Origin of the sequence: Blastococcus goldschmidtiae, assembly GCF_031845325.1 — a bacterium.
Taxonomy (GTDB): Bacteria; Actinomycetota; Actinomycetes; order Mycobacteriales; family Geodermatophilaceae; genus Blastococcus; species Blastococcus goldschmidtiae.
In genome coordinates this window covers 757,948-776,541 of the sequence record NZ_JAVREI010000001.1, presented here as the reverse complement: position 1 = coordinate 776,541, position 18,594 = coordinate 757,948, and the positions used below count along the sequence as shown (strand labels likewise).

The following is an 18,594-nucleotide window of genomic DNA, read 5'->3' as shown; positions in this document are numbered from 1 at the left end:
CGGGAACCCGACGGAGCGGTCAGGGCCGGCGGCCCGTGGCCCACCGGCCCTGACCGACTGCTTCGCGCGGTTCCGGGACCGCTCAGGCGGTGCTGCCGGGCTGCCCCGGTGGTGCTTGGGGCGGCGTGCCCGGGTGGCCGTGCGGCGGCGGGGGCTGCTCCTGCGGGTACGCCTGCTGAGGCGGCTGCCCGTAGGGCTGGGGAGGCTGCGTCTGCTGCGGACCCTGCCCGTAGGGCTGGGGCGGGTGCGTCTGCTGCTGACCACCCCTCGGCTGACCACCCGTCGACCGTCCGCTTCCCCCCGCCTCCCCGGCCCGCAGGTCCGGCAGAGCCTGCAGCACGGCGAGGACGGCGGCGGCGAGCACGGTCAGCAGGGCGAGGAACGCGATGATGCTGAAGCTGGCCTCCTGGTCCGGCCCGTCGGCCAGGTCGAGCTGGTCGATCCAGGTGACCAGGAACAGCAGCAGCGCCAGGCAGGCCAGCCCGGCGGTGACGAAGCTGCGCGGCACGGGCAACCGGACGGTCGTGACCGCCGGGAGCAGGACCCAGACGGCGGCGGCCAGCAGCAGCAGCCAGGCGAGGATCGACGGTCCGGTGGCGTAGCCGATCTCGAAGGTGAAATCGCCGAAGCTGATCGCGTCGGTGAACCCGTTGGTGGAGGCGTCGACGTCCTCGAGACCTTCGTCGTCGAATCCGTACCAGGGCAGGATCATGAAGAGCGTGAAGAGCAGGGCCGACCCGGCGATCAGCCGCTCGAGGAGCCCGACCTTCGAGAGGTCCACCGACGTCCGGCTGCCGCCCGCCGGTCCGGGAGCGCCGTAGCCCTGCTGGGCGTAGCCGCCCTGCTGCGGCTGCTGGCCCCAGGGCGACTGGGGCTGCTGACCCCAGGGCTGCTGCGGCTGCTGGCCGTACGGCTGCTGGGGCTGCTGAGGCTGCTGGCCGTACGGCTGCTGGGGCGGCTGGCCGTACGGCTGCTGCGGCCCGGGGTCGGGCTGCCCGGGCCCGCCGGGGGGCGGCGGAGGCTGACTGGTCATCTCGAGCCACTCCTCGGTAGTCGTTTGATCACTGAGCGCATGTTCGAGCAGTCCCGGACACCTGGCAACCGCCTCGGCCGCAGTATCCCCCGTCGTGACCGGACCGGGTCCGGACACAGCACTGCCCGGTGACCGCAGCTGCGGTCACCGGGCAGCGGTGACGTACTGGAACGGCCACTCTTCAGGGGCCCGCGCCGAGCGTGCGAGGCGTGGGGGGAAGGGTGGTCCTTCTTCAGCCGCCGATGATCTCCCGCATGAGCTGCGCGGTCTCCGACGGGGTCTTGCCCACCCGGACGCCGGCGGCCTCGAGGGCCTCCTTCTTCGCCTGGGCGGTCCCGGCCGAGCCCGAGACGATGGCGCCCGCGTGGCCCATGGTCTTGCCCTCGGGCGCGGTGAAGCCGGCGACGTAGCCGACGACGGGCTTGGTGACGTTGGCCTTGACGAAGTCGGCGGCCCGCTCCTCGGCGTCGCCACCGATCTCGCCGATCATCACGATGGCCTCCGTCTCCGGGTCGTCCTGGAAGGCCTGGAGGCAGTCGATGTGCGTCGTGCCGATGACCGGGTCGCCACCGATGCCGACGGCGGTGGAGAAACCGATGTCGCGCAGCTCGTACATCATCTGGTAGGTCAGCGTGCCCGACTTCGACACCAGGCCGATCTTGCCCTGCTTGGTGATGTTGGCCGGGATGATGCCCGCGTTGCTGCGCCCGGGGCTGATCAGGCCGGGGCAGTTCGGCCCGATGATGCGCGTCGCGCCACCCTGGGCGTGGGCCCAGACGTAGGTGGAGTCGTGCACCGGGATGCCCTCGGTGATGATCACGGCGAGCCCGATCTGGGCGTCGACGGCCTCGATGGCGGCGGCCTTCGCGAACGGCGGCGGCACGAAGATGACGCTGACGTCGGCGCCGGTCTCCTTCATGGCGTCGGCGACCGAGCCGAACACCGGCACGCTGGTGCCGTCGAAGTCGACGGTGGTGCCCGCCTTGCGGGGGTTCACGCCGCCGACGATCGCGGTGCCGGACGCGAGCATGCGCGAGGTGTGCTTCATGCCCTCGGAGCCGGTCATGCCCTGGACGATGACCTTGCTGTTCTCGTTGAGGAAGATCGACATCTCTGGAGTCCTGTCGGGAGTCGGGGAGGTCAGGCGGCGGCGAGCTCGGCGGCCCGGCGGGCGGCGCCGTCCATCGTGTCCACGACGGTGACCAGGGAGTGGTTGGCCTCGGCGAGGATCCGCCGGCCCTCCTCGACGTTGTTGCCGTCGAGCCGGACGACGAGCGGCTTGGTGGCCTCGTCGCCGAGGATGCCCAGCGCGGAGACGATGCCGTTGGCCACGGCGTCGCAGGAGGTGATGCCGCCGAAGACGTTGACGAAGACGCTCTTCACGGCGGGGTCGGAGAGGATGATCTCCAGGCCGTTGGCCATGACCTCGGCCGAGGCGCCGCCGCCGATGTCGAGGAAGTTGGCCGGCTTGACGCCACCGAACTCCTCGCCCGCGTAGGCCACGACGTCCAGGGTGCTCATGACCAGGCCGGCACCGTTGCCGATGATCCCGACCTCGCCCTCGAGCTTGACGTAGTTGAGGTTCTTCTCCTTGGCGCGCGCCTCGAGCGGGTCGGCGGCGGCGGCGTCCTCGAGCGCAGCGTGCTCGGACTGCCGGAACTCGGCGTTCTCGTCGAGCGTCACCTTCGCGTCGAGGGCGAGGACGGTGCCGTCGGGCGCCTTGGCCAGCGGGTTGATCTCGACCAGCGTGGCGTCCTCCTTCGTGAAGACGTCCCACAGCTGCACGGCGATGGCGATGACCTGGTCACGCACCTCGGCCGGGAAGTTCGCGGCGTCGACGATCTCGGCGGCCTTCGCGGTGTCCACCCCGACGCTGGCGTCGACGGGGATGCGCGCCAGCGCCTCCGGGCGCTCGACGGCGAGCTGCTCGATCTCCATGCCGCCCTCCTTCGAGGCCATGGCCAGGAAGGTGCGGTTGGAGCGGTCGAGGAGGTAGGAGAAGTAGTACTCCTCGGCGATGTCACTGGCCTGGGCCACCATCACGCGGTGCGTGATGTGCCCCTTGATGTCCAGCCCGAGGATGTCCTGGGCGCGCGCCCTGGCGTCCTCGGGGTTGTCGGCGAGCTTGACGCCACCGGCCTTGCCGCGGCCGCCCACCTTCACCTGCGCCTTCACGACGACGGTCTGCCCGATCTCGCGGGCGATCGCCTCCGCCTGCTCGGGCGTATCGGCGACCCCGCCGGGGAGCACGGGGACACCGTGCGAGGCCAACAGGTCACGGGCCTGGTACTCGAAGAGATCCACGAACAGGGACCGTAGCCCGCCCGTAACCGGAATGCCGCCTCGGGCGTTGGAGAGATGGGTCAGGCGTGGGGTGCATCACAGGCTTCCTCACCCGTTTGCGGCAGCGACCGGGCCGCCCCACCGCACCACCGCCCGATCGCCGACCGACGAGGAGCCCCCGTGCGCCGAACGACGACCGCCCTGCTCACGGCCGTGCTGGCCACCGGGGGAACGGTCGCCCTGGCCCCTCCCGCAGCCGCGACCGAGATCGTCCCGCGGGACCTGACGATCACCGTGACGGGGCTCGGGCCGGAGAGCCGGACCTGCCGGATCGACGCCGATCTCTACGTCCCCCCGGGCGTCACCGAGCGGAAGCCGGGCCCCGCGCTGCTCGCGACGAACGGCTTCGGCGGCACCAAGGCCGACCAGGCCGACTTCGCCCAGGGCTTCGGCGAGCACGGGTACGTGACGCTCTCCTACACCGGGCTCGGCTTCGTCGACGGCGACCTGTGCCCGATCACCCTCGACGACCGGGAGCACGACGGCGCCGCCGCGAGCCAGCTCCTGCGCTTCCTCGGCGGCGACCCCTCGATCGTCGCGGTGGACGACGCCACGGGTGAGCGCGTGCGCGTCGACCAGGTGCTCCGGGAGGACCGGCGCACGAAGGTCGCCCACGATCCCGCGGTCGGCATGGTCGGCGGCTCCTACGGCGGTCAGATCCAGTTCGCGGCCGCCGCCGTCGAGCACGCGGCCGGCACCGACCGGCTCGACGCGATCGTCCCGATGATCACGTGGAACGACCTCTCCTACTCGCTCAACCCCGACAACAGCGGCATCCCCGGCGGCAGCGCGCTGAGCGGCTCGGTCGGCTCGGCGAACACCGGCGTCTTCAAGTACCAGTGGTCGCTGCTGTTCACCGCCCTCGGCCTCGCCAGCGGGCTGCAGGACCTGCCGGCGCTCGGCGACCCGGCGCAGGTGCGCAACCTGGCGCGGGAGAACTGCCTGAACTTCGACGTCCCGGTCTGCTCCGCCCTGGCCGAGGTCGCGGCCACCGGGTACGCCGACCCGCGGTCGGTGGAGTTCCTGCGGTCGAACTCCGTGGGCAGCTACGTCTCCGACGTCCGCACGCCGACGCTGATCGCGCAGGGCCAGGCGGACACCCTGTTCAACCTGCAGGAGTCGGTGGCCACCTACGCCGCGCTGAAGGCGCAGGGCACCCCGGTGTCGCTGGTCTGGCAGTCGTGGGGGCACAGCGCCCTCGACCCGCAGCCCGGCGAGCTCGACCAGCGCAACCCCGAGGACTCCTACCAGGGCCGGCAGGCGCTGGCCTGGTTCGACCACTACGTGCGCGGCCGCGGACCGGCGCCGGAGCCGGTGTTCGACTACTACCGCGACTGGGTGATGGCCGAGACCGGGGACGTCGAGCAGGCCTACGCCTCGGCGCCGTCCTACCCGGTCGGCACGGAGCGGACGCTGCACCTGTCCGGCGGCGGGCTGCTGGGCGGTTCGCTGGTGGACAACCCGGCGCAGGTGGTGCCCGGACTGAGCACCTACAGCAGCGTCGCGCCGATCGGCCCGAACTACACCGAGACGGCGTTCCTCGACCAGACGGGCCCGGTCACCGATCCGCCGGGCACGGCGATCCGCTTCTCGACGCCGCCCCTGGCGCAGCCCATGGACGTCGTCGGCTCGCCCCGGCTGACCGTGCAGCTGGACGCCCCGGCCGTCGCTGCCACGCAGGTGGCCGGCCCCGGCGGCCAGCTGGTGGTCTACGCGAAGGTGTACGACGTCGGCCCGGACGGCGCGGTGGAGCTGCCGCACCGGCTGATCTCCCCCGCACGCGTCACCGACGTGACGAGGCCGGTCACCATCGAGCTGCCGGCGATCGTGCACCGGTTCGACCCGGGGCACCGCCTGGCCGTCGTACTGGCCGGTGGCGACCTCGCCTACCGCGGAGCCACGCTCCCGCAGCCGGTCGCGCTGGCCACCGGCCCGGGGCGGGTGCAGCAGCTGACCGTGCCGGTGGTCAGCCCCTGAGGCGCTCGTGCAACCAGTCGACGACGTCGGCCGGGGCGGTGTCGCGCGGGAACACCCGCGCGACGCCGCGTCCGGTCAGCGCGTCACCGTCGGCGACGTCCCCACCGGCGAAGACGACCACGTCGTCGATCCCCCGGTCCGCCAGGAGGCCGGCCAGGCGCGCGACCGGCGCCGCGTCGCCCCCGGCGACCAGCACACCCACCGCGTCGGCGTCCTCCTGGACGACGGTGGCAGCGAGCTGCTCGGGAGCCTGCGGCCGGTCGGTGTAGACGACCTCCATGCCGGCGTCGCGCAGCGCGCGCGCCACCATCTCGGCCGTCCGGTCGCCGCCGTCGGGGCCTGGCCCGGCGATGACCACCCGGATGCGCTCGTCCACGCCGCGGAGCCTAGAAGGACCCCGTCCTCCTCCCGCCTCGCACGCTCGGCGCGAGCCTCCGGACGGGGCCGTTCCAGCGCGTCACCGTGGCCGGCGGCGGAGGCGCCAGGCGAACGCGGTGACGACGCAGAAGCCCAGGCCGGCGACGAGGAGCCCGGCCCCGGGCACCGTCCAGTACAGGTCGTCGGAGACGACCGCGTCCCGCACACCGGCGAGCCCGGCGGAGAGCACCGTGACGGCGATGGCGAGCAGGCCGCCGACCGCGCCCAGGCGCGGGCGCAGCGAGGGCGCGGTCACCGAGCACAGGACCAGGGCGCCGGCGAGCAGCAGCCCGCCCAGCAGCGCCAGCCCCGGGCGCTCGAGCAGAGCCTGGGGCCCCTCACGGGGCACGACGACCTGCAGCCCGGTGGCGGGGTCGGTGCGGAGATCGTCCGGCACGTCGGCGGCCGGCAGCGTCATGCACAGGACCGTCGTCACGCCCAGCAGCACCGACGCGCCGGCCAGCGGGCCCCGGACGGCGTCGAGCGCGCCGCTGTCCTCCATGACGGTGCGGCCCCACGCCGCGGCCGCGACGCCACCGGCCACCACGGTGAGGACGAGCGCCAGCACACCCGCCACCCAGCCGGGACCGATCTGGATGTCGCTGGTCAGCACCCGCTCCCCGGCGAGCACCTCGACGCCGGGTCGGTCGATGGAGCTGCGTCCGCGGTAGAGCTCGATGAGCAGGTTGCCCAGCGCCAGGGCGCCGGCGACCGCGGCGTAGGCCAGACCGAACTTGGGGACGGCGACGCGGGCGAGCTGCACGCCCACCGCCCCGGTGACCAGCGGGGCGAGCAGCGTGACGAGCACGCCGAGGACGCTGCTCCCCAGGACGAGGTCCTGCCCGCCCACCTCGAGGTAGGTGGGGACGGTGGAGACGAGACCGGCCAGGGCGGCGAGCACGAGCAGGACGCCGGCGACCCGGGCGCCGGAGGGCACGGTGCCGACGACGAGCCCCTCGCCACCGTCGCGGCCGAATCCGTCCGGAGCGGAGGCGCGGTCGCGTGGGGTCCCCGCACGGGCCGCACCGGGCGTCCGGGTGCGGGCGCCCCCGGTTCGGGCATCGCGGCCAGGCACGCCGTCCCCTTTCGCATTCGGTCACGAACCGGCCTCGATCGGCCCGGCCACCGGCGGCGCGGTGTGACGGCTGTCACACACCGGCATTACCGTCGGGTGAACGGAGCACAACCAGTGCATCACCACCGGCGCCCCCTCGGCACCGACGACGGACCACACGGGGAGATCCAGGCCATGCGACCGACGAGGCGACCGACGAGGCGACCGACGAGCACTCCGGGCTCCGAACCAGCGTCGCACACGACGGCCGCTCCCGAGGCCGCGCCACGGAGTGCCCTGCGATCGCTGTGCAGCCCGGCCGCGCTGACCGGCAGCCTCACCGAACTGGCCTGGGTCGGGGCCCACGTCCTCCTGTATCCACTGGGTGCGCGGACCGAGCAGCTGCAGCCCGACCGCCTCCACCGGCCGGGCCAGTCGCCCGCCGTCCGGGCGCTGTTCTCCGCCGATCCGCTGGCCGCGCGCACGCCCGTCCTGCTGGTCCACGGCCTGGTCGACAACCGCTCCATCTTCGCCGTGATGCGGCGCAGCCTGCGCCGCCGCGGGTTCGCCTCGGTGTGCTCGTGGAACTACAGCCCCCTGCTGCGGGACGTCGCCCGGGCCGCGCAGGACCTCGGCGCGCACATCGAGCGCATCTGCGCCCAGACCGGGCACGAACGCGTGCACGTCGTGGGGCACAGCCTCGGCGGGCTCATCGCCCGCTACCACGTCCAGCGCCAGGGCGGGGACCGTCGGGTCGACTCCCTGGTCACGCTGGGGACACCGCACGGCGGATCGCTGCTCGCCCACGCCCTGCCGACACCGCTGGTGCGCCAGCTGCGGCCGGGCTCGCCGGTCCTGCGGGAGCTCGCCGAGCCGGTCGACCGGTGCGACACCCGCATCACCGCCGTCTACAGCGACCTCGACCAGCTGGTGCTGCCGACGTCGGCCGGCCGCTGCGACCATCCCGACCTGGCTGCCCGCAACGTGCTGTTCCGGGGTGTGGGGCACATGTCGCTGCCGATCCACCGCGGTGTGCTGGACGAGGTCGCGCTGACCCTCGCCGGCGCCGGCACCGCGGTACCGGACCGCACGGTGCGCGCGGCCGCCTGAGCCGGCCGGGCGGTCGCGTCCGTTTCGTTACCTGGGGCACACCGCACGACACGGATCGTGAGGTGCTTGGTTGCGTCCTCACACGTCGTTACGGTTCGGTCACGGCGTCGGTATCCACCGGCGGCGCCCCCGCTCCCCCGACGGGCCGTACCGAGCCCTCGCGGAGCACTGTCCGGGAAGGTGCGCCGTGTCCCCCACCAGTGCGCCCACGCTCCTCGAGCGGCCGGGCCCCGAGGACGGCGCCACCGGCCGGATCGAGCTGACCGCCGGCCGCGGCGCACCTGCCATCCCCGTCCCCCGGCCGGCGACCACTGCGCTCATGCGGGCCGCCGCAGCCGTTGACGCCGAGGCCGCCGTCGAGAACGCCGTCCCCGCGGAGACCGCCGAGACCGTCGTCCCTCCCCGGACCGCTCCGGAGGGGCTGCCCACCACCCGCCGCCGCCTCCCCCGCGTCGCCGCGCCCCGCCGCCTCCCGCACCCGCCCGGCCGCCGCGCGCCCATCTGGTTCGCCGCCCTCGTGGCCGGCGCCCTGGTCGCCGGCGCGCCCGCCGTCCTGAACGGCGGGTCGGAGCAGGTCGACGTCACGGCCTCCGACCTCGGGCTCGGCACCGACCTGGACCACGGGTTCAGCGGTGGGCTCGACGAGGCCGACGTCCGCCGCGGGATCACCGAGGCCGAGGCGCAGGCCCGCCTCGGTGAGCTGGCCGCCTCCCGCGCCGCCCGGCAGCCCAAGACCGTGCTGCCGCTCAGCGGGGTGCTCACCACCTGCTTCTGCCAGCGCTGGGGCACCATGCACTACGGCCTCGACCTCGCCGCGCCGCTCGGCACCCCGATCTTCGCCGCCTCCGACGGCGTCGTCATCCGGGCCGGGCGCGCATCCGGCTACGGCAACGCCGTCTACGTCCAGGACGCCGACGGCAATGTGCACATCTACGGCCACATGCGCTACTACAGCGTCGCCGCGGGCGACATCGTGCACGCCGGCGACCAGATCGCGAAGGTCGGCAACGAGGGCCAGTCCACCGGACCGCACCTGCACTACGAGATCCACCGCGGTGGCATGCACGGCCGGCCCATCGACCCGAAGGCCTGGCTGGCCGAGCGCGGCGTGGGGCTCTAGAGCTTCACCAGCGGGGCGTAGCGGAGGACCAGGCGCTTGGTGCCGCCGGAGCCGAAGTCGACCGTGGCCTGCGCCTTGTCGCCCGCGCCGGTGACCTCGACGACGGTGCCGAGCCCGAACGCGTCGTGGCTGACGCGATCGCCGACGTCCACCGAGATGACCTGGCGGTTGCCGGCGCCGCCGCGCAGGCCGCCGGTGGACAGGCCGGTGGCCGCCACCCGCGTCTGCGCCGAGCGGTAGCCCGTCGACGGCGCCGGCGTGGGGTCGAGGCGCTCCCAGTGGATGGTGTCGCCCGGGATCTCGTCCAGGAACCGCGAGGGCGGGTTGTAGGCGGGCTGCCCCCAGCTCGTGCGCACCGTGGCCCGGGAGATGAACAGCCGCTGCTGCGCGCGGGTGATACCGACGTAGGCCAGCCGGCGCTCCTCCTCCAGCTCGCGCGGGTCACCCAGCGCCCGCAGGTGCGGGAAGACGCCGTCCTCCAGGCCGGTCAGGAACACGACCGGGAACTCCAGGCCCTTGGCGGTGTGCAGCGTCATCATCGTGACCACGCCGGCGTCGTCGCCGTCTTGCCCCCCGGCGCCACCCGGGATCTGGTCGGCGTCGGCCACCAGCGACACCTGCTCGAGGAAGTCGGTGACCGTGCCGTCGGGGTTGGCCGCCTCGAACTCCGCGGCCACCGAGATGAGCTCGTTGAGATTGTCGACCCGGCCCTCGTCCTGCGGGTCGGTGCTCGCCTGCAGCTCGGCGAGGTAGCCCGTGCGGTCCAGGATGCTCTCCAGCAGCGCGGCCGGGCCCGAGCCGGTCTCCACCAGCCGCTCGAACTCCTCGAGCAGTGCCACGAACTCCTGGATCGCCTTGAGCGAGCGGGTGGCCAGCTCCCCCACCTCGGAGCAGCGGCGCAGGGCCCCGGCGAACGGGATGCGCTCGCGGTCGGCGAAGTTCTCGATGCAGGCCTCGGCCCGCTCGCCGATGCCCCGCTTGGGGGTGTTGATGACCCGGCGCAGGCTGACGATGTCCGTGGGGTTCGCGACGACCTTCAGGTAGGCCAGCGCGTCCCGGACCTCCTTGCGCTCGTAGAAGCGGACCCCGCCGACGACCTTGTAGGGCATGCCGACCCGGATGAAGACCTCTTCGAACACCCGCGAGGCGTTGTTGGTCCGGTAGAAGACCGCGATGTCCTTGGGCTGGGCGGTGCCCTCGTCGACCAGTGCGTCGATCTGCTCGGCGACCCAGGCCGCCTCGTCGTGCTCGTTGTCGGCGACGTAGCCCTCGATCAGCTCGCCGTCGCCGGAGTCGGTCCACAGGCTCTTGGGCCGGCGGCCGGTGTTCTTCGCGATGACCGTGTTCGCGGCCTTGAGGATGCGCTGGGTGGAGCGGTAGTTCTGCTCCAGCAGGATCGTGGTGGCCTGTGGGTAGTCGCGCTCGAACTCGTCGATGTTGCGGATGGTCGCGCCGCGGAACGCGTAGATCGACTGGTCGGCGTCCCCCACGACGCACAGCTCCGCCATCGGGACCGGACCCTCGCCCGTGCCCACCAGCTCGCGGACCAGCATGTACTGGGCGTGGTTGGTGTCCTGGTACTCGTCGACCAGCACGTGGCGGAACCGGCGGCGGTAGTGCTCGGCGACGTCGGGGAACGCCTGCAGCAGGTGCACCGTGTTCATGATCAGGTCGTCGAAGTCCATGGCGTGCGCCTGGCGCAGCCGCTGCTGGTAGAGCCTGTAGGCCTCGGCGAGCACCTTCTCCGGCGCCGTCCCGGGGACGTAGCTCTCCTCGTCGACGAGCTCGTTCTTCAGGTTCGACACCTGCGCGGCGAGGCTGCGCCCGGGGTACCGCTTCGCGTCGAGGTCGAGGTCGCGGGCCACCATCGTCATGAGCCGGACCGAGTCGCCCTGGTCGTAGATGGTGAACGAGGACTTGAGGCCCAGCTTGGCGGCCTCGGCCCGCAGGATGCGCACGCACATCGAGTGGAAGGTCGACACCCACATCGCCCGGGCGCGCGGGCCCACGAGCTGCGCCACCCGCTCCTTCATCTCGCCCGCGGCCTTGTTCGTGAACGTGATGGCCAGGACCTCGCCCGGCTGGGTGTGCCGGGCACCGAGCAGGTAGGCGATGCGGTGCGCCAGCACCCGGGTCTTGCCCGAGCCGGCGCCGGCGACGATGAGCAGCGGCCCGCCCTCGTGCACGACCGCCTGGCGCTGCGGACCGTTGAGCCCCGCGAGCATGCGGTCCAGCTCCCGGCCCAGGGACCCGGGGGCGGAACGCTGGAGTGCGGCTGTACCGGGGAGGGCCTGCTGGACGCTGCTCATAGCCACATCACTGTAAGCCGAACGGGTGACGGTTCCTGCCTGCTGTGGCAGACTCCGTCCCGTGCTCGCCCACCTCAGCTTTTACTACGGCCACCGGGATCCGGTCGCCGTCACAGCTGGCTGAGCACAGCCGCACCAGACGCCCCGGGCCCGAAGAGCCCCGGGGCGTTCTTCGTCTCTGGGGCACGACGGTCTCCCTCCCCCAGAAGGACACCCCATGAGCACCCTCATCTCCGCCCCGGCCGCCGTCACCGGCTCCGAGGTCGACCGGATCGGCGCGCTTCGCGAGGAGATCGACGCCTGCGACGCCGCGATCATCGAACTCGTGCAGCGCCGGCTGGCCATCTCGCAGGAGATCGGCGCCCACCGCTTGGCCAGCGGCGGCACGCGACTGAACCTCGCCCGCGAGCAGCAGGTGCTCGCCCGGTTCCAGGACGCGCTCGGGCCCGACGGCGCCGCGCTCGGGATGATGCTGCTGCGGCAGGGGCGCGGGCGGCTCTGAGCCTCAGAGCCAGGCGCGCCAGACCAATGAGTCGTCGTCAGTGAGGGCGGCGGCCTCGACCACGTCGCCCGGGCACCGCTCCCGCAGCTCCTCCCCCAGCGCGTGCGCCAGCTCCAGCGCGGCGTCCAGGTCCTCGGCGTCGCAGTCGGTCGAGGCGCGCAGCGCGGCCCTGTCGGGCTCGCGCCAGACCCGCAACTCGGGGTCGCCGGGCCGCAGCGTGGCGGCGACCGCCTCGACGGTGGCGTCGTCCACCGGGGTGGCGGCCCGCAGCACGGCGTAGACGGTGACGGTCGGCACGCCACGAGTCTGCCGGGCGGCACGGCGATGTCACACCGGCGGGTGCTGCGTCGTCCTCACGGTCAGCATCCCGCCGACCGAGAGGTTCCGACCATGGCCCGCATCCCGCTCGACCCGCCGCGCTCGCTCGTCGTCCGGCTGACGGAGTGGTACTCGCGCCGCACCTACGGCGCCGTCCTCGACCCGGGCGCGGCCATCGCCCACAACCCCCGGGTCCTGCGCACCTACGTCCGGCACGAGCTGTCGGTGGCCCGCTGGAACCGGCTCGACCCGACGCTGAAGGCGCTGGCGGAGATGGCTTCGGCCGTGGCCATCGGGTGTTCCTGGTGCGTGGACTTCGGCTACTGGATGAACACCGATGACGGCGTCGACCCGGCCAAGCTGCGCGACGTGCCGCGCTGGCGGGACAGCGACCTCTTCACCGACGTGGAACGCCAGGTCATGACCTACTCCGAGGCGATGACGGCGACTCCGCCGCAGGTGACCGACGAGATGGTCGCCGGTCTGCGCCTGCACCTGGATGACGCCGAGCTCGTCGAGCTGACGATGATGATCTCCGTGGAGAACTCCCGATCGCGCACCAACAGCGCCCTGGGTCTGACCAGCCAGGGCTTCCGCGACCGCTGCGAGATCCCGGCGCCGTGACCGACGTCCTCGGCGTCTTCGACCGCCACCGGAGGCTGCTGTTCTCCGTGGCCTACCAGATGCTCGGCAGCGTCGCCGACGCCGAGGACGCCGTGCAGGACGCGTGGCTGCGCTGGTCCGCGGACGACCGCGACGACGTGGCGGATCCGCGCGCCTACCTCGTGCGCGTGGTCACCCGGCTCGCGCTCGACCGGCTGGACTCGGCCCGGGCACGCCGGGAGAGCTACGTCGGCCCGTGGCTGCCCGAGCCGCTGCTCACCCACCCCGTCGCCGCCGCACCGGCGCCCACGGACCCGACCACGGCCGCGGAGCTCGGCGAGCAGGTCTCGATGGCCCTGCTGGTGGTGCTGGAGACACTCTCCCCCGCCGAGCGCGCTGTCTTCGTCCTGCGGGAGGTGTTCGGCCTGCCGGTGGCCGAAGCCGCGGCCGCGCTGGGCCGGTCGGAGTCGGCCGTCCGGCAGATGGCCCACCGGGCACGCGAGCACGTGCAGGCCCGCCGTCCGCGGTTCGATGCCGACCGTGGGGTCCAGCGGGCGGTGACCGAGCGGTTCCTCGCCGCCTGCGCCGGTGGCGACCTCGACGCACTCCTGGCCGCGCTCGCTCCCGACGCGGTGCTGATCAGCGACGGCGGAGGCAAGGCGAGGGCGGCGCTGCGCCCGATCACCGGTGCGGAGAGGGTGGCCCGCTTCGCCGTCGGCATCGCCGGCCAGGGCATGGCGCTGCCGGGTCTGCGCATCGAGATCGCGGACCTCAACGGCGCCCCGGCCGTGGTGGTCTGGGCCGACGGCGAGCCGCTGATGACGATGTCGCTGGTCGTGGCCGACGGGCTGGTCACCCAGGTCCTCGTCGTGCGCAATCCCGACAAGCTCGCCGGACTGTCGGCGGGTCCCTGCGACTGAGCAGTCGCAGGGACCCGTGGCCGCCCGCAGCCACGGCGTTCGCGCCGGCGCGACGCCCGGTGGACCGCTGGGGGCGGGTGGATGACCGATGCATCTGCACGGGCAGTCGACTCGAGTCACACCTGCCCCGGCCGGCCCCGCCGTCCGGCGTGCCGGCGCCTACCGTCGGTCGAGCTCCACCGCCTTCGACCGGTCCGCTGGTCCCGGGCGACGCGAGCATGCTGCTTCCAGCCCGAGGGAACGTCCGTGACAGCTGCGCCCACCGCTCGAGCCCTGCCCTCGCCACCGACACCGCGCCTCAGGCGCGGCAGTGGGGAGCGCCCGGTGACAGCGGGCTTCCCCGACCTCAGCCGGGTGACCGGCTACGGCAGCTCCGGCACGCAGCTGTCCTCGGCGAGTGCCCCAACCGCGGTTAAGGTCCAGTGATGCCCAGGTTGCGGAACGTGGCCGTCGTCCTGGCCGGCGGCACTGGCACGCGCGTCGGTCTCTCGATCCCGAAACAGCTGATCAAGGTCGCCGGCAAGCCCATCATCGAGCACACGATCGGCACCCTGCAGGCCTCGCCGCACATCGACGAGATCCTGGTGCTGATGGCCCCGGGCCACCTGGACGCCGTCCACGCCATCCTCCGACCGGGCGGGTACCCGAAGGTGACCCGCGTGCTGGAGGGCGCCGACACCCGCAACGCGACGACGCAGCGCGCGCTCGAGGTGCTGGGCACCGAGGAGTGCAACGTCCTCTTCCACGACGCCGTGCGTCCCCTGCTCAGCCAGCGGGTCATCGCCGACTGCGTGGCGGCCCTGGACGAGTACGAGGCCGTCGACACCGCCATCCCGTCGGCCGACACGATCATCCAGGTCGACGAGGCGGGGCGGACGATCGACGACGTGCTCAAGCGGGGCCTCCTGCGCCGCGGGCAGACACCGCAGGGCTTCCGCCTCTCGGTGATCCGCCGGGCGTACGCCGAGGCCGCCGAGGACGCCGGGTTCGAGGCCACGGACGACTGCACGGTCGTGCTCCGGTACGCGCCGGAGGTGCCCATCGCCGTGGTGCGCGGCGAAGAGCGCAACATGAAGGTCACGGAGCCGATCGACGTCTACATCGCCGACAAGCTCTTCCAGCTCCACAGCCACGACGCCCCCCGTCCGCGCGACGAGGCGGAGTACTGCACGGCGCTCGCGGGCAAGACCGTCGTCGTCTTCGGCGGCTCCTCCGGCATCGGTGCCGACATCGCTCGCCTGGCCGCGTCCTACGGGGCGGTCACGAAGGTGTTCAGCCGGTCGGCCACCAACACCCACGTGGAGCGCCGCGGCGACATCGTCGCCGCCTGCGAACAGGTGCTGGCCGACACCGGCCGCGTCGACTACGTGGTCAACACCGCAGGTGTCCTCCCCCGCGGTGAGCTGGCCGGCACCAGCGAGGAGACCGTCTACATGGCGACCGAGGTGAACTACCTCGCTCCCATCCACATCGCCCAGGTCTTCCAGCCCCACCTCCGCAGGACCCGCGGTTCCCTGCTGCTGTTCACCTCGAGCTCCTACACCCGCGGGCGCAGCGGCTACAGCCTCTACTCCTCCGCCAAGGCGGCCGTCGTCAACCTGACCCAGGCACTGGCCGACGAGTGGGCCGCCGACGGGGTGCGCATCAACTGCGTCAACCCCGAGCGGACCGCCACCCCGATGCGGACCCGGGCCTTCGGCGAGGAGCCCGAGGATTCCCTGCTGGCGTCGGAGCTGGTGGCGGAGACGTCCCTCGACGTCCTCATCTCCTCCTGGACCGGGCACATCGTCGACGTCCGCAAGGAGGACACGCTCACGTCCCACCTGGACGCCTCGGTGACCGCGGAGCTGCTGCGCGAGACCGACCCCAGCGACCTGGTGCCCGCGGGCGTCGACCCGGCCTCGCTGCGGACGTGACCGACCTGCCGCTGGTCGGCGTCGTGGTCCTCACCCAGGGCCGCCGGCCGGAGGACCTCGACCGGGGGGTGCGGTCGGTCCTCGCGCAGCACGGCGTGCGGACCGACGTCGTCGTGGTCGGCAACGGCTGGCAGCCGACCGGGCTCCCCGACGGGGTGCGGGCGGTGGGGCTGCCCGAGAACGTCGGCATCCCGGCGGGCCGCAACGCCGGCGTCACCCACGTGGACGGGGAACTGCTGCTCTTCCTGGACGACGACGCCGCCCTGCCCGAGCCCGGATTCCTCGCCGACGCGGTGTCTCGATTCGCCGCCGATCCCGGCGTGGGTCTCCTGCAGCCCCGCGTGGACGTCGCGGGTGGCGGCACGCCTCCGCAGCGCTGGACGCCCCGGTTGCGCAACGGCGACCGCCATCGCTCCAGCCACGCCTTCTCCGTCTGGGAGGGAGCGGTGGTCGCCCGCCGAGCGGCGTTCGACGCGGCCGGTGGCTGGCCTGGTCCGTTCTTCTACGCGCACGAGGGCATCGAGCTGGCCTGGCGGATGTGGGACGCCGGCTTCCGGGTCCGGTACGCCGGGGACCTGGCCGCCGAGCACCCCTTCGTCGTCCCGACCCGGCACCGCGACTACCTCCGGCTCAACGCCCGCAACCGGGTCTGGCTGGCCCGGCGCAACCTGCCGTGGGTGATCGGTGCCCCCTACGTCGCCGTCTGGACCCTGCTGCAGGTCCTCCGCTCCGTGCGCCGCCCGGCCGCCCTACTGCCCTGGTTCGACGGCTGGTGGGAGGGCTGGCGGACCGACTGCGGGCCGCGCCGTCCGCTGCGGTGGAACACGATCGTCCGGATGACGCGGCATGGGCGGCCCCCCGTCGTCTGACGGGTAGCGTGCGACCCGGCCGATCCGAGGAGCTCCTGAGTGCCATCCCCTGTTCCAGCGCTGCGCGCGCGCATCCGCTCCAGCGGCGGCCGCCTGGTACGCCGGCTCGGTCTCCTCCCCGGCGGGGAGCCCGACGGGCTGGGTGAGGACGAGGCGCTGGGCAGCACGGTCCTCGAGCAGCGCGTCGTGGCCTTCTTCCCCGAGCCCCGGGTCAACGGCTACCAGCTCGAGCAGTGGCTGCGCCCCCTGACGGCCCTGGACGAGCGGCACGGGGTCGCCGTCGTCACCCAGGACAGCCGGACCGCCGCGTGGCTGCGCGGGCGCACCTCGCTGCGGGTGCTGTGCGTCGGGCGCACGGCGACGCTGGACGGGCTGGTCCGGCGGAGCTCGATCGGGCTGGCCCTCTACGTCAGCCACCACCCGCGGAACTTCTCCATGCTGCGCTACCCGAGCCTCGCGCACGTGTACGTGGGCCACGGCGAGAGCGACAAGGCCGTCTCGGCGTCGAACCAGCTGAAGGCCTACGACCGTGTCTTCGTGGCCGGACCTGCCGCCGAGGAGCGGGTGCTGGCCCAGCTGATGTGGTTCGACCGGGACCGCATGGTGCTTATCGGACGACCGCAGGCGGCCGGGACGGGCGCCCGGCCGGGAAGCGATCGGCCGACCGTCCTGTACGCCCCGACGTGGGAGGGCGCGCAGGCCTCGATGGCCTACAGCTCGGTGCTCACTCACGGCGTCCCGCTCGTGCGGTCGCTCCTCGCCGAAGGGCTGCGGGTCGTCTACCGGCCGCACCCGCGGACGGGCGCCAACCGTGCCGAGGTCCGGGCCGCGGACGCCGCGCTGCGGGCGGTGTTCGCCGAGGACACCGTCCGTCGCGGGGAGAGCGTCGTCGACACGGCCGCGCCGCTGGAGGCCGCCTTCGCGGATGCCGACGTGCTCCTCACCGACATCTCCTCGGTGGCGGTGGAGTGGCTGCCGACGGGCCGGCCGCTGGTGGTCACCGTGCCGGCCGACCCGGGCGCCGTGGTGGCCGGGTCACCGCTGCTGGAGGCGGTCCCGCGGCTCGTGGCCGCCGAGGCGGCGCGGGCGGGCGAGCTGGTCCGACGGTGCCTCACCGACGACCGGGAGCGGGAGCGGCGGGCCGAGCTCGTGGAGCACTACCTGGGCGGGGCGGACCCCGACGCCGCACTGGCCCGCTTCCTCGACGCGTGCGACGACGTCGTCCGGGAACGGGACGCCGAGCAGGCCAGGCTGGCGCAGGCCGCCTCGTGACCGCCGACCGCTCCCCGTGGCCCTCCATCGCCGAACTCCGCGAGGTCACCCAGCCGCCGGCCATCCGCGGACGGCGGACGGCCGAGCACTGGACCGGCGACCTCTACATGCGGCGGATCTCGCCGTACCTGACCCGCCTGCTGATCCGCGCGGGCCTGACGGCGAACGCGGTCACGGCGCTGATGATCGTCACCGGCGCGGCCTCGGGCTTCGCCCTGCTGGTCCCGGGGCTCGGCGGCGCGGTGCTGGCCGTGCTGCTGACCCAGCTGCAGATGCTCTGGGACGCCAGTGACGGCGAGGTGGCCCGCTGGCGCGGGACGTCGAGCCCGCTCGGGGTCTTCCTCGACAAGGTGGGGCACTACCTCACCGAGTCGCTGATCCCGCTGGCCCTGGGGATCCGCGCCGCCGGCGGGCTGGGCGACGTCTCCACCGGCTACGGATGGACGACGCTCGGCGCGGTCCTCGCCGTGGTGATCGTGCTCAACAAGGCGCTCAACGACATGGTGCACGTGGCGCGCGCGCACGCCGGCCTCGCGAAGGTCGCCGACGACGAGGCGACGACCGCCCCACGCGCCCGCGGGCTGGCGAGGCTGCGGCGGTTCGCCCGGTTCGTCCCGTTCCACCGGCTGTACCACTCGATCGAGCTGAGCCTGCTGGTGCTCGCGGCCGCCGTCGTCGATGCCGTCGTCGGTGACCTGACCGGCACCCGGGTGCTGCTCGTGGTCCTGATCCCGGCGTCCCTGCTGGCGGTCGCCGGCCACTTCGTCGCCATCGTGACCTCGTCCCGGCTGCGGGCCGCTCCCGCCTCGTGAGCGTCCGCGGGCGGCGCCC

General features: G+C 73.4%; 17 protein-coding genes. 10 read left to right on the top strand and 7 right to left on the bottom strand.

Annotated elements, in window-relative coordinates:
* Nucleotides 1–82: 82 nt before the first annotated feature.
* The 3 genes from RM425_RS03925 to sucC all read right to left on the bottom strand — a co-directional run bounded on the left by RM425_RS03925 (nucleotide 83) and on the right by sucC (nucleotide 3,337).
* Nucleotides 83–1,033 (bottom strand): hypothetical protein, encoded by a 951-nt coding sequence (locus RM425_RS03925; protein WP_311343851.1) that lies wholly within the window; start codon nucleotides 1,031–1,033, stop codon nucleotides 83–85.
* Nucleotides 1,034–1,265: 232 nt separating this feature from the next.
* Nucleotides 1,266–2,144, bottom strand: coding sequence for a succinate--CoA ligase subunit alpha (sucD, locus tag RM425_RS03920; protein WP_311343850.1), 879 nt, complete (start codon nucleotides 2,142–2,144; stop codon nucleotides 1,266–1,268).
* A 29-nt stretch (nucleotides 2,145–2,173) separates the two neighbouring features.
* Nucleotides 2,174–3,337 carry an ADP-forming succinate--CoA ligase subunit beta gene (sucC, locus tag RM425_RS03915; protein ID WP_311343849.1) on the bottom strand — a complete coding sequence of 388 codons (1,164 nt, stop codon included), beginning with the start codon at nucleotides 3,335–3,337 and terminating at the stop codon, nucleotides 2,174–2,176.
* Nucleotides 3,338–3,496: 159 nt separating this feature from the next.
* Here sucC and RM425_RS03910 point away from each other — a divergent pair, with 159 nt between their 5' ends.
* Nucleotides 3,497–5,353, top strand: coding sequence for a CocE/NonD family hydrolase (locus tag RM425_RS03910; RefSeq protein ID WP_311343848.1), 1,857 nt, complete (start codon nucleotides 3,497–3,499; stop codon nucleotides 5,351–5,353).
* Here RM425_RS03910 and RM425_RS03905 read toward each other — a convergent pair.
* Nucleotides 5,343–5,729: a cobalamin-dependent protein gene (locus RM425_RS03905; RefSeq protein ID WP_311343847.1), complete on the bottom strand. Its 387-nt coding sequence runs from the start codon at nucleotides 5,727–5,729 to the stop codon at nucleotides 5,343–5,345. The two genes, RM425_RS03910 and RM425_RS03905, sit on opposite strands and share 11 nt — an antisense overlap.
* Nucleotides 5,730–5,810: 81 nt before the next feature.
* Nucleotides 5,811–6,845, bottom strand: a complete 1,035-nt coding sequence (locus RM425_RS03900) for a hypothetical protein (protein ID WP_311343846.1) — start codon at nucleotides 6,843–6,845, stop codon at nucleotides 5,811–5,813.
* A 174-nt stretch (nucleotides 6,846–7,019) separates the two neighbouring features.
* Here RM425_RS03900 and RM425_RS03895 point away from each other — a divergent pair, with 174 nt between their 5' ends.
* A complete protein-coding gene (locus tag RM425_RS03895; RefSeq protein WP_311343845.1) occupies nucleotides 7,020–7,934 on the top strand; it encodes an esterase/lipase family protein in 915 nt (304 codons plus the stop codon).
* Between the two features lie 187 nt (nucleotides 7,935–8,121).
* Nucleotides 8,122–9,054: a M23 family metallopeptidase gene (locus tag RM425_RS03890; protein ID WP_311343844.1), complete on the top strand. Its 933-nt coding sequence runs from the start codon at nucleotides 8,122–8,124 to the stop codon at nucleotides 9,052–9,054.
* On the opposite strand, the gene pcrA is transcribed toward RM425_RS03890, so the two are convergent.
* A complete protein-coding gene (gene pcrA / locus RM425_RS03885) occupies nucleotides 9,051–11,363 on the bottom strand; it encodes a DNA helicase PcrA (protein ID WP_311343843.1) in 2,313 nt (770 codons plus the stop codon). The genes RM425_RS03890 and pcrA overlap by 4 nt on opposite strands.
* Nucleotides 11,364–11,580: 217 nt before the next feature.
* On the opposite strand from pcrA, the gene RM425_RS03880 reads away from it, so the two are divergent.
* Entirely contained in the window at nucleotides 11,581–11,865 is a 285-nt protein-coding gene (locus tag RM425_RS03880; protein WP_311343842.1) for a chorismate mutase, read from the top strand.
* Between the two features lie 3 nt (nucleotides 11,866–11,868).
* On the opposite strand, the gene RM425_RS03875 is transcribed toward RM425_RS03880, so the two are convergent.
* On the bottom strand, nucleotides 11,869–12,162 hold the full coding sequence (locus tag RM425_RS03875) for a hypothetical protein (RefSeq protein WP_311343841.1): 294 nt from the start codon (nucleotides 12,160–12,162) through the stop codon (nucleotides 11,869–11,871).
* Nucleotides 12,163–12,255: 93 nt separating this feature from the next.
* On the opposite strand from RM425_RS03875, the gene RM425_RS03870 reads away from it, so the two are divergent.
* From RM425_RS03870 to RM425_RS03845, 6 genes are all read left to right on the top strand, one after another.
* On the top strand, nucleotides 12,256–12,807 hold the full coding sequence (locus RM425_RS03870; protein ID WP_311343840.1) for a carboxymuconolactone decarboxylase family protein: 552 nt from the start codon (nucleotides 12,256–12,258) through the stop codon (nucleotides 12,805–12,807).
* Entirely contained in the window at nucleotides 12,804–13,706 is a 903-nt protein-coding gene (locus RM425_RS03865; protein ID WP_311343839.1) for an RNA polymerase sigma-70 factor, read from the top strand. Before RM425_RS03870 ends, RM425_RS03865 begins: the two co-directional genes overlap by 4 nt.
* 425 nt (nucleotides 13,707–14,131) lie before the next feature.
* Nucleotides 14,132–15,622 (top strand): bifunctional cytidylyltransferase/SDR family oxidoreductase, encoded by a 1,491-nt coding sequence (locus RM425_RS03860; RefSeq protein ID WP_311343838.1) that lies wholly within the window; start codon nucleotides 14,132–14,134, stop codon nucleotides 15,620–15,622.
* Nucleotides 15,619–16,491, top strand: a complete 873-nt coding sequence (locus RM425_RS03855) for a glycosyltransferase family 2 protein (protein ID WP_311343837.1) — start codon at nucleotides 15,619–15,621, stop codon at nucleotides 16,489–16,491. Before RM425_RS03860 ends, RM425_RS03855 begins: the two co-directional genes overlap by 4 nt.
* Before the next feature lie 39 nt (nucleotides 16,492–16,530).
* Nucleotides 16,531–17,763, top strand: a complete 1,233-nt coding sequence (locus tag RM425_RS03850; protein ID WP_311343836.1) for a CDP-glycerol glycerophosphotransferase family protein — start codon at nucleotides 16,531–16,533, stop codon at nucleotides 17,761–17,763.
* Complete coding sequence (locus RM425_RS03845) at nucleotides 17,760–18,575, top strand: CDP-alcohol phosphatidyltransferase family protein (protein ID WP_311343835.1); 816 nt, start codon at nucleotides 17,760–17,762, stop codon at nucleotides 18,573–18,575. The genes RM425_RS03850 and RM425_RS03845 overlap by 4 nt, the downstream gene beginning before the upstream one ends.
* The last annotated feature ends 19 nt before the right edge of the window (nucleotides 18,576–18,594 follow it).